This window comes from Nitrosomonas sp. Nm84 (assembly GCF_003201565.1).
GTDB lineage: Bacteria > Pseudomonadota > Gammaproteobacteria > Burkholderiales > Nitrosomonadaceae > Nitrosomonas.
Map to the genome: position 1 here is coordinate 1 of NZ_QJJP01000018.1, position 14,842 is coordinate 14,842.

16 protein-coding genes and 3 pseudogenes are annotated in these 14,842 nt (G+C 41.2%); 4 read left to right on the top strand and 15 right to left on the bottom strand.

Annotated features, from left to right (window positions below; all coding sequences use genetic code 11):
• Positions 1-266: 266 nt before the first annotated feature.
• From C8R34_RS17280 to C8R34_RS09995, 4 genes and pseudogenes are all read right to left on the bottom strand, one after another.
• Positions 267-374, bottom strand: a pseudogene (locus C8R34_RS17280) (transposase); the annotation flags it as partial.
• A 212-nt stretch (positions 375-586) separates the two neighbouring features.
• The gene (locus C8R34_RS17375) at positions 587-700 is read right to left on the bottom strand and encodes a DUF4372 domain-containing protein (RefSeq protein ID WP_207896464.1); all 114 of its coding nucleotides are present in this window, start codon (positions 698-700) and stop codon (positions 587-589) included.
• Between the two features lie 166 nt (positions 701-866).
• The gene (locus C8R34_RS09990; protein ID WP_110340289.1) at positions 867-2,606 is read right to left on the bottom strand and encodes a PAS domain-containing methyl-accepting chemotaxis protein; all 1,740 of its coding nucleotides are present in this window, start codon (positions 2,604-2,606) and stop codon (positions 867-869) included.
• A gap of 274 nt (positions 2,607-2,880) precedes the next feature.
• Positions 2,881-3,093 (bottom strand): annotated as a pseudogene (locus C8R34_RS09995) (transposase); the annotation flags it as partial.
• A 107-nt stretch (positions 3,094-3,200) separates the two neighbouring features.
• Between C8R34_RS09995 and C8R34_RS17055 the strand changes: the two are divergent.
• The 3 genes and pseudogenes from C8R34_RS17055 to C8R34_RS10010 all read left to right on the top strand — a co-directional run.
• Positions 3,201-3,396, top strand: a pseudogene (locus C8R34_RS17055) (integrase core domain-containing protein); the annotation flags it as partial.
• Positions 3,397-3,618: 222 nt separating this feature from the next.
• Positions 3,619-3,927: a ferredoxin gene (locus tag C8R34_RS10005; RefSeq protein ID WP_110340291.1), complete on the top strand. Its 309-nt coding sequence runs from the start codon at positions 3,619-3,621 to the stop codon at positions 3,925-3,927.
• A 37-nt stretch (positions 3,928-3,964) separates the two neighbouring features.
• Positions 3,965-4,603: an alpha/beta hydrolase gene (locus C8R34_RS10010; protein WP_110340293.1), complete on the top strand. Its 639-nt coding sequence runs from the start codon at positions 3,965-3,967 to the stop codon at positions 4,601-4,603.
• Between the two features lie 15 nt (positions 4,604-4,618).
• On the opposite strand, the gene C8R34_RS10015 is transcribed toward C8R34_RS10010, so the two are convergent.
• The 10 genes from C8R34_RS10015 to gluQRS form a co-directional block, all read right to left on the bottom strand.
• Entirely contained in the window at positions 4,619-5,251 is a 633-nt protein-coding gene (locus tag C8R34_RS10015; protein ID WP_110340295.1) for a response regulator transcription factor, read from the bottom strand.
• Positions 5,244-6,674, bottom strand: a complete 1,431-nt coding sequence (locus C8R34_RS10020; protein WP_258364453.1) for a response regulator — start codon at positions 6,672-6,674, stop codon at positions 5,244-5,246. Before C8R34_RS10020 ends, C8R34_RS10015 begins: the two co-directional genes overlap by 8 nt.
• Positions 6,675-6,704: 30 nt before the next feature.
• Positions 6,705-7,112 carry a response regulator gene (locus C8R34_RS10025; RefSeq protein WP_110340299.1) on the bottom strand — a complete coding sequence of 136 codons (408 nt, stop codon included), beginning with the start codon at positions 7,110-7,112 and terminating at the stop codon, positions 6,705-6,707.
• A gap of 45 nt (positions 7,113-7,157) precedes the next feature.
• A complete protein-coding gene (locus C8R34_RS10030) occupies positions 7,158-7,838 on the bottom strand; it encodes an ATP-binding protein (RefSeq protein WP_110340301.1) in 681 nt (226 codons plus the stop codon).
• A 28-nt stretch (positions 7,839-7,866) separates the two neighbouring features.
• Positions 7,867-8,271, bottom strand: coding sequence for a PAS domain-containing protein (locus C8R34_RS10035; RefSeq protein WP_110340303.1), 405 nt, complete (start codon positions 8,269-8,271; stop codon positions 7,867-7,869).
• Positions 8,272-8,383: 112 nt separating this feature from the next.
• A complete protein-coding gene (locus C8R34_RS10040) occupies positions 8,384-8,626 on the bottom strand; it encodes a hypothetical protein (protein WP_110340305.1) in 243 nt (80 codons plus the stop codon).
• A gap of 783 nt (positions 8,627-9,409) precedes the next feature.
• On the bottom strand, positions 9,410-9,862 hold the full coding sequence (locus C8R34_RS10045) for a PAS domain-containing protein (RefSeq protein ID WP_110340307.1): 453 nt from the start codon (positions 9,860-9,862) through the stop codon (positions 9,410-9,412).
• Between the two features lie 66 nt (positions 9,863-9,928).
• Positions 9,929-10,408, bottom strand: coding sequence for a polyketide cyclase (locus tag C8R34_RS10050; protein ID WP_110340309.1), 480 nt, complete (start codon positions 10,406-10,408; stop codon positions 9,929-9,931).
• A gap of 25 nt (positions 10,409-10,433) precedes the next feature.
• Positions 10,434-11,591: an NAD(P)/FAD-dependent oxidoreductase gene (locus tag C8R34_RS10055; RefSeq protein ID WP_110340311.1), complete on the bottom strand. Its 1,158-nt coding sequence runs from the start codon at positions 11,589-11,591 to the stop codon at positions 10,434-10,436.
• Between the two features lie 131 nt (positions 11,592-11,722).
• On the bottom strand, positions 11,723-12,616 hold the full coding sequence (gluQRS, locus tag C8R34_RS10060; RefSeq protein ID WP_110340313.1) for a tRNA glutamyl-Q(34) synthetase GluQRS: 894 nt from the start codon (positions 12,614-12,616) through the stop codon (positions 11,723-11,725).
• 189 nt (positions 12,617-12,805) lie between these two features.
• Here gluQRS and mpl point away from each other — a divergent pair, with 189 nt between their 5' ends.
• Positions 12,806-14,194 carry a UDP-N-acetylmuramate:L-alanyl-gamma-D-glutamyl-meso-diaminopimelate ligase gene (gene mpl / locus C8R34_RS10065; RefSeq protein WP_110340315.1) on the top strand — a complete coding sequence of 463 codons (1,389 nt, stop codon included), beginning with the start codon at positions 12,806-12,808 and terminating at the stop codon, positions 14,192-14,194.
• Between the two features lie 21 nt (positions 14,195-14,215).
• Here mpl and C8R34_RS10070 read toward each other — a convergent pair whose 3' ends face one another.
• A complete protein-coding gene (locus C8R34_RS10070; RefSeq protein WP_110340317.1) occupies positions 14,216-14,743 on the bottom strand; it encodes an adenine phosphoribosyltransferase in 528 nt (175 codons plus the stop codon).
• Positions 14,744-14,842: the final 99 nt, after the last annotated feature.

The following is a 14,842-nucleotide window of genomic DNA, read 5'->3' on the forward strand; positions in this document are numbered from 1 at the left end:
GTTATATCGCTAGAGAGGTATATTACACTTTGAGAAAAAGAAATAATTTAATCAATAGCGCACAGATTGCCGCTTGACATTTAGAAGGGCATCCGCGGCAGTCAGTATGCCAGCCATGCATATCAGCAATTGCTTAAACGGCATGGCATGGTTTGCTCAATGAGCAGAAAGGGAAACTGTTGGGATAATTCTCCGGTCGAGCGTTTCTGATGAGGTACAGATTGGTAGAGGGGAAGCCGACAAAACCAGCGATATGCTAAATTCAGGTGAATATCACGGCAAAGCTGACGGTCAGACTCAATCCCAAACAGATAACTGATCAATTGCATCCGAAAAAACAATACCGGATCGATGGACGCTCGTCCATTGTCCATACACTAGAGTCCTTCTGTCAGGTCATACAAAAAGTCCAAATCTAGTAGCTTATCGACCTCCCTTAATAGATGATCCTTAGGAATAAAGCTTTCTAGATCTAACGTCGTGAATAATTCCCGTTGATGCGTTTGTTTGCCTTGCATTGATTTTTATCGGTGGTCGATAGTGAAGCCCTATTTTATAATCAAATCAAAGTAGTTTTAGGGGTTTTTCAACAGGTCGTCTGAGCTAGTACACCTGAATGATGCTGCTTTGCAAGCATCTCAAATTCATGTCTCGGCACAAGTTTTAGTATTTGGAAAAAGATTATATTACAATGACACATGGCCTGATTCTCCTATCTGGTTCAACAAGTTATGCGAAAACTTATTATACCAATTAGACCTGAATCGGGCCGCAGCACTTGCTCGTTAACGGGACAACAGTGATCCTGATATCACAATTCAATTAGCGATTTCTTGAGAAACTCCAAACTCGCTCAAGCACCAATACTAGAATTCATGCCAGTCTCCACTTCTATCGTTAACAATTCTCTTGTTCATAGCCCGATGCTGATTCCTTTCCATAGAAATTAAATTATTTTTCGTTGGACTAGATGTTCTAGCAATCAATGAATTATGAGTTCTTGCTGTGTTTCCAGTAGTAAGCTGTTGGCCCACCTTAAAGATTGAAATTGCACCTGCCAAATCCTTGGCTTGATTTTCCAGTGATTCCGCAGATGCTGCAGCTTCTTCTACCAGAGCAGCATTCTGCTGCGTTACATCATCCATTTGAACGACTGCTTGATTGATTTGCTCAATACCGGAGCTCTGTTCTTGAGACGCAGCTGTAATTTCTGACATGATTTCAGCAACACGTCTAATTGAAGTAACTATCTCTCCCATCGTTTTTCCTGCTTCGCTTATCAATTTGGTTCCATTTTCAACTTTTTCTGCTGAATCATCAATCAAGGTTTTTATTTCTTTAGCAGCGGCTGCACTTCGTTGGGCAAGATTCCGAACTTCAGTCGCAACAACCGCAAATCCTCGACCCTGCTCTCCAGCCCGAGCTGCTTCCACAGCCGCATTTAATGCAAGTATGTTAGTTTGAAAAGCGATACCGTCAATAACACTGATAATGCTTGCAATTTTATTTGAACTATCGCTGATCAAAGACATGGTGTTAACTACATCTTGCATCAAATCACCTCCCTTCATTGCAATAACACTTGCATCTGCTGAGAGTTGATCCGCTTGTCTTGCACTATCAGCATTTTGTTTCACTGTGGAAGTTAGTTCTTCCATGCTAGATGCGGTTTCTTCAAGTGATGAAGCTTGTTCTTCTGTGCGCTGTGATAAATCCAGATTACCACTGGCTATTTCACTGGATGCTTGACGTACTGCTTCAGCGCCATTGCGAACATCTGAAACAGTTGCTCTTAGATTGATGCTCATTTGAGTAAGTGATTTCATCAAAACTCCGAACTCATCGGAATACTCATTTGTGAATTTAGTTTGTAAATCACCGGCTGCGAGTGTGTTTGCCATATTGATAGCTTTGTTTAAAGGTTTCAACGTATTCTGTCTTATCAGAAACCCGCATACACACATTAACAAAACACCACTGACAGAGGTAACTCCAATAAAATTACTTAACCATGGAGCTACTTCGGTTTGAGTTAAACCCAACCAACCGGCAGCTGCAGCGCTTGCTAATAACAATGTTGGTAAAGATAAATAAAAAGCGATGCGCTTTCCCAACGTCACTTGAAAGAATGAAGCAACTTTACCAATAAAATCAGTTCGAACAATGTCACCATTTTCTATCTTGAGATTTTTAGCCTTACCATCAAGAATCTGACGATATATGGGCGTTACTTGCTCAATTTGTTGACGTGAAGGTTTTGTACGTACCGATAAATATCCAACAATAGTTCCATTCTCAATTAGAGGTATGGCATTACCTAATACCCAGTAATAATCACCATTCTTGCGGCGATTTTTAACCAGTCCAGTCCAAGGTTTACCTGCTTGAAGTGTTTTCCATAAATCGCTAAATGCTTCGGGTGGCATATCGGGGTGACGTACTATGTTATGTGCCTTTCCCAGCAATTCATCTTCTGAGAAACCACTTACCTCAACAAAAGTTGGATTCACATAAGTCAAGAGACCCTTTGTATCCGTGGTGGATAGAATTAACGTATCATCCCCGATCGGGTATTCTATATTTGAAACTGGCAAATTTACTCTCATGATTCTCATCCATCTTTAGTTTATAAAGTCTTGCAAGCAACAGAATATAGCGGCTTAATTCTCTTAAAGCTTTGCCAGAACAATCTGTCAATTTAGGTTTATATTCCTATAAACCTTAATCACATTAAGAAAATAAATGTATTGATCTATATCAACTAAATTGAATATAAATTTCTAAATTAAATTACTTCCGGCAAAACCCGAGGCTTATTGGGTGAGCGCCTCGAAGGCGCCCCAAATCATGAGCCGTCCAAGGCGGGCTAGACGTCCCGTCCAATTTCATTTGGTCGTAGTCACCCTCATGCTCTTGGTTGCGGATATACCCCCTGACTATCCCTACATCAAGCCCGGCTATCGAAACAAAATACCCTCGAGCCCAGAAAACCTCGCCAGTAAAATTCTTTACTCGGCCTCCGAATCGCCTCGCTATCGCAATCGCGCTCTTCCCCTTGATGTACCCCATCACGCTCGGTACCACATATTTCGGTAGTGTTACAATGACCGGTTGAATCTTCAACGGCGTACTTTGCGCAGGAATCAGTCTGAAGTACGCCTGGATTGAATGGCACAAAAGCTATTGACATCTGGAAGACGGGGGTACGACATGCTTACATCAAACCTAGAACGCCTCGACTAAATGGCAGGTAGAACGCTCGCATGGCACTGATCAGCGGAAGTTTTACCAACTATTGACTTATACAGATGATGTTGATCTGCACATCAAACTGGCCGAGTGGGAGGCTTGGGAGGGAAAACACCGTATGAGCGTTTAATCGAAAAAATGAGATAATTATTTTCCAGTCTGCCGAAGTCGTTTCCATCACAGCCTTATTGGGCGGCTTTTAGTAATACAAGTAATCGCCATTGGCGATTTATGGGTGGTGCATAGTTATTCAAACGATTTATTATCACTGACTTGAATCATACACACGCTGCATACTCAGTCGCATGTGGATAGAAATCAAATTGCGCTAAACTATCGATATATCAATATTTTTTCTATGATACTTCTATGAGCTATTATCAATATCATGTTTTCTTCTGTACCAATCAGCGCGAAGGCGATGCCAAATGTTGCAATAATTTTTGCGCACAGGATCTGCGGGATTATGCCAAGCAGCGTATTAAATCGTTAAAACTGAATGGCAAGAAAAAAATTCGTATCAATAATGCAGGCTGCCTTGATCGCTGCGACGAAGGTCCGATCATCGTTATTTATCCCGAGGAAACTTGGTATACCTATATCGATAAGGAAGACATCGACGAAATCATCGATGAACACTTGGTCAAGGGAAATATCGTTGAGCGCCTGAAAATTTAAAACCGGATCTGATTTGATGAACTTCTAAGGCGAGCACATGAATTCTGCTGTCATTCAAAAATTCTTCATTGACGGCCCCTCAGGTAAACTCGAAACTATTTTGGGAGAGCCCGGATCAACCCCGCAGGGTATCGCCATCATTGCCCATCCACACCCTCTGCACGGTGGAACCATGGAGAATAAGGTAGTGCATACGCTATTCAATACCTTGCTGGAACTCCAATTTATCACGGTGAAATTTAATTTCCGTGGTGTAGGTCAGAGCGAAGGTGCATTTGATCATGGCAACGGCGAGATAGACGATGTGATCGCAGTTACTCAGACAATTCGCAGCCAATTCAGCAATCATGTAACCGATGTGCCGCTACTTCTGGCAGGATTCTCATTCGGCGGCGCAATTCAATTGCACGTTGCGGAAAAGCTTAACCCCGAATTTCTCATTTTGGTTGCGCCATCGGTGGTTAATTTGAACGCACCGGCCGTGCCGGAAACCACGCAATGCGCTTTGATCATACAAGGTGATAACGATAATATCGTATTGCCGGATGCAGTCCTCGCATGGGCAGCACCCACCTCACAACCGATTGTTTTTATACCAGGTGCCGAACATTTCTTCCATGGCAAATTAGCGATACTCAAGCACGTGATACTCAGAGCATTTGCCAGAAAAGCTTAATGTTTTACAAGTTGGCTACTCGACTAACCGATGCTGGATAGCATAACGAACTAATTGCGCATTATTTTTCATATTCATTTTTTCCAGAATTCGAGACCGATAAGTACTCACCGTTTTGACACTGAGTGATAATTTATTGGCTATGGCTGTCAAAGATTCTCCTGATACAATCAGTTTAAAAACATGGAGTTCTCTATCCGAGAAAGTAGTATGTGTTAATGCTGCCGAATCCAGCACTGGATTAAACAGAAGTTTTTCCGCCAACTCAGGGTTTACGTATTTACCACCTCTAGCGAGACGCCGAATCACATTAATCAGTTGATCCGTTGGACTATCTTTAGTTAAATAGCCTGAAGCACCTGAACGAATGGCTCTAATCGCATATTCTTCTTCGGGATACATACTCAACACCAGAATACGCGCGGCAGTATTTGCCGATAAGATTCTTTTTAAGATATCCAACCCATTGATATCCGGTAGATTAATATCCAGCAAAATGATGTCCCATTCGCATTCTCGGGCTTTCTTTAAAATATCCTTACCATCAACCGCTTCTGCAACAACTTCAATATCTTCTGTTTCACTAAATATCCTTCTCAGTCCATCACGAAATAAAGCATGATCATCTGCAACCAGAACTTTAATCATTGATTGACTCCTCAAATAGTCCAATAGTCGCCACAGGTATTCTCAGTGTTACCATACTTCCTTCCAAAGGTGAACCGACTATTTCTAGTTTTCCACCTAATTGTTGCACTCTTTCATTCATGCCAATTATTCCAAAAGATCCAGGATTCAGCAATTGTGATTCAGTGATGCCTATGCCATTATCTTTAATGGTAATTACCAAACCATCCTGATCTTCAAGAAGCTCAATATCCACTTTTGTCGCTTTGGCGTGTCGTGCTATGTTGATAAATGCTTCCTGAACAATTCTAAAAATACTGGTCTCATGATGCTTGTTGATACACGATACATTTGGTATGGTCGATTCAAGCGAACATTTAATATTTGTCCGCTGTTCAAATTCACGTACCAACCATTCAATGGCGCCGTATAACCCTAAGTGATCCAGTACGTTGGGTCGCAAATTAACCGAAACCCTGCGTGCAGTTTCAATTGCTTCTCCGGTTAATTGATAAAGTGACACAATTCTTTCATGCATTGGTTCAGTATTTATTTTCTTTGAGAGCCAATCCAAATCCATTTTCAAGACAGTCAACGTTCCTCCCAGCACATCATGAATTTCACGGCCTATCCGAGTTCTTTCTTCTTCTCTAATATCTTGCAGGTGGGTTGTTAAATGACGTAGATTCTCGATCATCCTTCTCCGTTCAGTGATATCTTCAATCATACATAAATAACATACTTCCAAGTTTCCAACCATTTCAAATAGTACGATCGACATTTCAATCCAGATAACAGAAATATCTTGGCGCAAGATTCTTTTTATTATTTTAGAGTCATGCAACTGCTGATTGATAATGTGCGCTATGTCATCCTTGTAAAATGGCAAATCATCCGGATGAATGATATCGGATTGATTGATACTCAGAAGCTCATTCACACTTCTGCCCGCAATGGATGCATACTTTGGGTTTACATCGTAATATTTTCCAGTTTGTAAATTGATCAGCGCAATACCCAGGGGTGCTTTCTCAAAGATAGTTTGAAACCGCTTTTGCGCTTTTCTATTACTTTCTTCTATGCGCTTTCTCTCTATTGAATAACGGATAACACGTGCCAAAACACCCTCAGTCAGACTCCCTTTCACAAGATAATCTTGCGCGCCCGCTTTTATTATTTTTATTGCAAGTTTCTCATCATCTCTAAAAGACAATACTGCAATGGGTATATCCCCAGCACTTTCTCGCAATCGATTAATCGTCGTAATGCCGTCGCTGTCGGGTAAAGTAAGATCTGACAAAATTAAATCAAATGAGTGTTGTTGAAGTAATTCAAGCGCGGAACTTAATCGCTCTGCGTGAACCAAGCTGATTTGATCACCCATGGCCCGCTGTAAATCACTTTGCACCAGGAATGCATCAGTTTCATTATCTTCAATTAACAAAATATTAATCTTGGGCATCGTCATGACAAATTATGGTTCGTACAATATTGAAGCAGAAAACCAGAAATATTTAATTGATTTTGCTATCTTAATACATTCATCAAAATCCATCGATTTCCTGACATAACCATTCGCGTAATTACTATAAGCAATCCTGATATCTTCTCTTACTACAAAAGAAGTATAGATCAAAGTAGGAGTACTTCTAAAATCAGAATCTGCTTTTATTTCAGTCAACACCTTGAATCCATTCTTTCTGGGCATATTCAAATCCAACAAGACGATATCCGGGCGGAGTGCTTCACAACATTGTCCTTGTTGCTTTTGAAATTCTATGGCATGTACCCCATCTTTAGCTACATAAATCTCATAAATTCCCTCACAAAATGCAAAGGCTTCCTTAATCAATAAAACATCAGTCGGATTATCATTGATCATCAGAATCACATTTGGGCGAGTGTTTTTTATAACGCATGTGAGTGATCAATTAAATTTCGGAATTGTAAAATAAGCGGCTGAACCAACATTCGGTTCGGATTGGATCCATATTCTTCCACCGTGATACTCCACGACTTTCTTGCAAATTGCTAAGCCGATACCCGTACCGGCATATTCCCTACGGCTATGTAATCGCTGAGACACCCGAAAAATACGTTCTAGATATTGTTCCCCTATGCCAATTCCGTTATCAGTTACCGAAAGAATCCATTCACAAAAACTTTCTTTTACTCCAATATGAATTTTAGATGGCTGCGCTCTTTGGAATTTAAGTGCATCGTTGATTAAGTTAGTAAGCAACTGAATAAATTGAAAAGGAGTGCCTCTAGCTACAGAAAGTCGATCATGTGTAATTATCGCATTACATTCGCTGACGATGATCGATAAGTCTGTCAATACATTACCTAACAATCTCTCACAATCAACTTCCGTGAAGGTTTGATTTGCATTAACTTGCGTATAGGTTAATAAATCATCAGTCAGCATCTGCATGCGACTTATTCCTGTTATCACATGCAAAATCAGCTCGTCAGCACGGTCATCTAATTGGTGATCGCAGTATTTCTTCAGTAGTTGGACGAAACTATTAATAGCCGAAAGCGACTCCTTTAAATCATGCGTCACGACATAAGCAAATTGCTCGAGCTCATCATTAGAGCGAGCCAATTCTTTGATTTGCCTTCCATTTTTCCCTCTAATTGCTTAATCCTGTGACATCGATCCAGAGTGCAACATACTGATAGGGAGATTCCGCGCGATCGCGCAGTGGAATAATGGTCGCGTCTATCCAATAAAAAGTACCTTCTCTCGTCCGATTCTTAAACCATTTCTTCCAAATTTTTCCTGCCGTGAGAGTGTCCCATAAAACACGCATAAATTCTTTAGAATGAAAACCGGAATTAACAATGCGGTGACCTTCTTCTAACAATTCTTCCGCCGAATATTTAGGGGTTGCGCAAAATTTTTCATTGACGTATTTGATTCTGCCACTCTTGTCTGTAATCGCTATGCTTACATGCTCATTGAGTGCGCTTTCAATCAATTGGACTTCATTCAAGAGAACTGCTTGCACACCATAGAGTTCTTTTGCTCTAGCCATAATCCAATATCATTCGCTATATTTCGTAGAAATATAGAATCCTCGTTGTTTGACCATTTGATAAGATTGATATCTTCATAGAAAAAGCACACCTGTTCGCACATTCTGTCATTCATATTGCTCGGGAAATTTCATACAAATACGCCAACTTAACCCAGTTATCCTGGCTCTCGGCCTTATTCATGTGCGTAAGATTATTCTTATCAAGAAATGAATTGGGAATACATTGAGTTTTATACGCTGTAGTTTTAGGTGTTGATTTTCCTTTGAAATCGTCAAATTGATTCATCATTGAATGAAAAATTTGATTGAATAACGGATGCTTACCATAACCACATTCTTTACGTAAACTCATTTTGTGCCAACCCAGGATCTTGTTTATGCATCTGTTTCTTATCTTTACACTGGTATCAAGGACATATTCCTAATTATCGAGCAGCTAATATAAATAACGTTTCATAGTATCTGGCTGGAAATCCAAAGACCATAGGAACATTCTTACTATTTGCTACTTCTTTTATTCAATCAAGACCGGCTATTTCTGACTATCATCAATGAATCATTCAACCTCAGCACCTATTCGATTTAATTCATCAGTATCCGAAAAATATATCAATCTGTATCGAGCGTATATGTAAATGCAGTTGCTGGCTCCAAAACAAATTTTTCACCTATCCGTTATAAATGAAAAATAAATACACATCTTATTTTTTAGTTCAAACAAGATACAAAAAAGCAGCATTATGTCTTCATAAGACTGCAATTACTATGTTATACATTAATTATCAGACAGTTATTGCGCTCATAATAAACCAATGCTGAATGCAAAACAGGAGATTACCGGCACGATATATTTATTCTTATGCCGTTAAACCCTATCTTACTGTAACAAAATCATAAAAGAATAGGATATCTCATTGATTATTATCGACAACGACTCCAAGGAAAGATTAACCTATGTCAGCCAGGCATTCATAGGAGCCAGTGGATTCTCAGAAGAAGGGTTAATGGGAAAAGCGCACATAATATTGTTCGCCACCCCGATATGCCACCCGAAGCATTCGAGGATTTATGGAATACCTTAATGGAAATTTTGCTCTGAGCCAGTACATTTATACGATTCAGAAACAAAGCGCCCTCATTTCTTAAGCTTTGCTAATTGTTCTTTCAGTTCCTTGATTTCCGCTTCTGCGCGAATGCGTGGCGTAACATCCAATTGAACGCCCAGGAAATACAGCAAATTTCCTTTAGAATCAAACAGCGGTGACATTACGAGATGGTTGTAAAACAATTCACCACTCTTACGATAATTACGTAATGTCACTTCAACGGACTCCTTATTCTTGATTGCTTCCCGTAATTGACTAGCTGCCGTTTGATCGCGTTCCTTTCCCTGCAAAAAGCGACAATTCCTACCCACCGTTTCCGCCAGCGTATAACCGGTTATGGTTTCAAAAGCTTTGTTAACATAGACCAGTGGCATATCTTCTTGATCAGGATCAGCTAGTGACACCCCATTTACGCATGAATCAAGAATCTTGGACAATACTTGCGGAATTAATCCAGGGTCTTTTTCAACGATAAAATCCATGATTTTCTCTCCAGGTTAATCAATTACCAGCTAAATAAAAAAAGAACGCGGGCACATGTGGTTCCATTACTTCAAGTCAACTTGCTCTGCTTCAATTAATTTTTTGATATTTCTTACTGTTCTCTCGGTCCCATCTTGCACAGCGATTCGTACCAGTTTCTCAAATGGTCTCACATGTAAATCGAGGCTTAATAATTCAAAAATAAAAGTCAGTCGGCTATCCGCAGAATTAATGGACTCAATCATGTAATCACATCGATAAGGATTGGAAACACCTTCAAAACAAATGCGCATCCCTGCATCGAAGATCTTGATCTTAAATGTTGATTCGGACCGATTACCTTGATCGATGCGCACTTGACGACAGATCACTCCTTGTCTTATAGGGCCATCGGTGAGCTTCTCCAGATCCTTGACTTCTGGTGACCATCTCGGATAGTTAACCAGCAGATCAATTCCGATAAAATTGAAAAGCTTGTCGTTTGGACTCTGGATTATTGCGCTGGCCTTACCCATTACGGGACTGTCTTTGAACAAACCAAGCATAATCATGTCTCCTGCGTAGCGTTTGTTAAACCAGGTAAGTATCGATTCCTACCAATAATAAATCATATTGTGCTTCAACGAGCTCTTTAATTGCCAACGCCGGCACACCGGTTATTAAATTGCCTTCAGAACCCAGCCAGCCCACAGCATCCGCTGGCCCCAAGCTCACTACATAACCTAAGTCATGATGAAGGTATGGCTCAAGCAATCCGGGGAAGCCTGAATGTCGCAATATATTGCGTGCGACTAATTTACCTTTGCGGACAGCAGATTGCGCTGTTAATGTATTAGAGCCTAAGGATTGATAATAAGAACAATCGCCAGCCACAAAAATATTGGATAACGGTGACTTATCTACAATAACTTGCCCAAAGGCGTTAGCAGTAAAAATATTTTGTGTTTTCTTGCCTAAAAGCAAAATGGATAAACTGGAAGGCAGTTCAAATTGTTTTTCCGTTTGTTTCTCTGCTAACAAAACCTTGTTGGACTGTTGTCCACGATAGTAGGTATTCGGATAAAAAGCGATATCCATATCATGCATACGAGATTGCACATAAGTACTAAACCCATGGGGAAATTGCTCCAGCACATGCTCACCCGAATGAATCAATCGTAACTCAGCATTGCTTTTGATTCGATGGAGAAATTGTTTGATTTCAAACAAAAACTGTATGCCTGTAGCTCCTCCACCCACAACAGAGATCGATTGCTCGGACTGATTATGTTTGCCGAGCCATTTTGTCAGCAACTCAGAACCGGCGACAGTGGTGAAATCCTGCAGATCCAGCACATTGTCTGTAGGATCTGCGTCCCTACTTGCACAACCGGAAGCAATGAACAGATAATCAAAACGCAAGACTTCGTTATCCAGGATCAACTGCTTTTCTTCCTGACATCTCCGAAGCTCGTCTTGATCAACGCATACTGAAGCGGATATGTACCGACAACCATAGCGATTTGCTATATCGGCAAAGGGCACCAGCAAATCTGTCAAGGGATACCGGAATGTTTCATGTAGATGCGTAATTTTTACATGCTGTTCCCTGGGATCAATAATGGTGATATCCGTATCAGGCGCATAGCGCAACAAGGTCGTTAATGCGGCAATACCGGCATACCCGCCGCCTACTATTACTACTTTCAATCGCTTATGTTTCGATATATAAAACGGCAAAAAAGCCACATTGACTCCTTACTCACTGTGTTCGAAGAATATTGATCCCTTCTCTCTACTAGCCTAACACAACCTCGCATAGTTACAGTCTCGTTTTCATTACTATATCACTCGGAATTCCCTCACATTACTGATAGCAGTTAGTGAGGAATTTGATCGACTCGCCAGTTTTCCTGAGCCCAGTGCCAGAAGGAAGCAATGTCACCTTCTATCATCTCTAATGGTGGCTCCTGACCTAAAAAATGTAGCGCATTCACCAATTGCATAAGTGCATTAGATACATCGATTGGCGCAGCGTGGGTTTGTTTACTGAGCTTTTCACCCAGCGCATTGGTAACAACGGGCAAATGCAAATAGCTTGGCGTCGCATACCCCAGCAACCGCTGTAGCAATATCTGACGTGGCGTAGAGTCCAACAAATCCATACCACGTACGATATGCGTTATTTGTTGTTCAGCATCGTCTACGACCACTGCCAATTGATATGCGTACATGCTATCAGCTCGGCGCAAGACAAAATCACCAATATCATCCCTCAATCGTTGAGAATACAATCCTCTCAACCTATCATTGAATTCTATGACATCATTCCCGGTGCGAACACGGAGCGCATATGCTTTATTGATAGGGGCAGGATTTCTAAGGCAGGTTCCAGGATACACCGGCCCGCTCACTCCCATAATGCTGGAATCAGCAATCTCTTTACGCGAACAAATGCAGGGGTAGATAAATCCTAGCTTACCCAGCATATCCACTGCGTTCCGGTAAACCTCAGAACGCTGACTTTGATACATCACATCACCATCCCATTCCATACCCAATGTTTCAAGTGTATGTAAAATACTACTGGTTGCACCAGGCATTTCTCGCTGTCGATCGAGATCCTCAATCCTCACCAACCAATCACCGTGGTTGAATCTGGCATCAAGGTAACTACCCACTGCAGCCACTAATGAACCAAAATGTAGCGAACCCGTAGGCGACGGCGCAAATCTACCACGATACCTTGGACTCACATGGCGGCTATTTTCCACGAAGAATTAATGATCCAGATATAAAGTAATTTATCGACAACACAGTCTTCCAGTCTATTCAACTACAGAAATCAATAGTGACAACCCATGCGGACTCGCCTAATCCATTATAATTCTAAAAGAATACCGGTCATATTTGTTATTCGATTAGAAATATTAGAAATCCATCAAAAACTATTAGAGTAAATCATGCATATTCATATACTTGGAATTTGTGGCACCTTCATGGGTGGAATCGCAGTCATCGCACGCGAATCCGGGCATAAGGTTACCGGTTGTGATCAAGGTGTTTATCCACCGATGAGTACGCAACTGGAATCCCAAGGTATCGAATTGATATCGGGCTACTCCTCGGAGCAAATCCAACTGCAACCGGATATATTTGTAATCGGCAATGTTGTGACTCGCGGCAATCCATTGATGGAGGAAATACTCAATCGAAATTTGCCCTATATTTCTGGGCCACAATGGCTATCAGAAAATATTCTGAAAAATCGCTGGGTACTGGCAGTATCCGGTACACACGGTAAAACGACGACTAGCTCGATTTTGGCCTGGATTCTCGATTATGCTGGATTAAATCCAGGTTTCTTAATTGGCGGTATCCCTGAAAATTTTGGCGTATCAGCAAGAATTGGCAACACGTCGTTACCCGCTCGCCATTCCACAGCAAGCGCTGAGGGCATTTCACCTTTTTTTGTCATTGAAGCTGATGAATATGACACCGCCTTCTTTGATAAACGCTCTAAGTTTGTTCATTACCATCCTCGGACAGCCATCTTAAATAATCTTGAATTTGATCATGCTGATATCTTTCCAGATCTGTCAGCCATTGAACGTCAGTTTCACCACTTTGTTCGAATCATCCCTAACCATGGTTTGATCCTATCCAATGGAAAAGATGAGAATTTAAAACGTGTTTTAAAACAAGGCTGTTGGACTCCTGTCGAAGAATTTGGGGTAGAAACCGGTTGGCATTCAAAATTGCCGACAAACACCGAGATGGATGTTTACTTTAATGAAATCCATCAAGGCGACTTGCAGTGGGATTTATTAGGTGAACACAATCGCATGAATGCATTGGCCGCACTCGGCGCTGCGCGGCATGCTGGTGTACCGACTCAGCTTGGAATTGAGGCGTTGACGCGGTTTAAAAATGTCAAACGTCGTATGGAAAAACGTGGTGCAGTTAACGGTATTACCGTTTATGATGATTTTGCACATCATCCGACCGCCATTCAAACCACATTAAATGGTTTGCGAACACATGTCGGTAAGGAAAGAATCATTGCTGTATTTGAGCCTCGTTCGAATACCATGAAAATGGGGGTATGGAAAAATAGCCTTGCAGACAGCTTACTAGAAGCTGATCAAATTTTCTGTTTTACTCGAGACGCTCAGTGGGCAAAAACCGCTTTGGATAACTTGGACAAGAAAATCAGTTGTTATGATGACTTAGAACTGCTCATCAAAAATATCTTACTTGTTAGCAAGGCCGGCGATCATATTGTAATTATGAGCAATGGCAGTTTTGGCGGTATTCATGAAAAAATACTAACGGCCCTGCATAATCGTTGATTCAATGCCTCTGACAGGTCACTAGCCACCTTCAAATTCACACAACGAAAATACTTTGCATCCCAAATTCTCCAAGCGCGCCCTCCCCCCTACATCCGGCAGATCGATCACAAAGCAACATTCCACGACCTCTCCCCCCATATCATGAATGAGCTTAACCGCCGCTTCCGCTGTCCCGCCTGTTGCAATCAAATCATCAATCAGCAGCACACGATCGCCCGGTTGAATGGCATCTACATGTATTTCGATACGATCGGTGCCATATTCCAATTGATAATCTCGGCCAATTGTTTCTGCCGGTAATTTATTCTGTTTGCGAATGGGAATAAAACCTTTATTTAACTGATACGCCACAGGTGCCCCAATGATAAAACCGCGCGACTCGATCCCGACAACTTTATTCAGCTCAGTATCTTGGTATCGTTTGGAAATTTCCTGGATTGTCATACGTAATCCAATGGGGTCCTTCAGCAATGTCGTTATATCACGGAACATAATCCCTTGATGTGGATAATGCGGAACGGTACGAATATGAGATTTAATCGACATAATCCTTAGCGGATACGTAATGAAAGTATCAAAAACAAAAGGCCTCAACCCAATGGTTGAGGCCTTTTAATATCACTTCAATAGCTACACTATTTTATA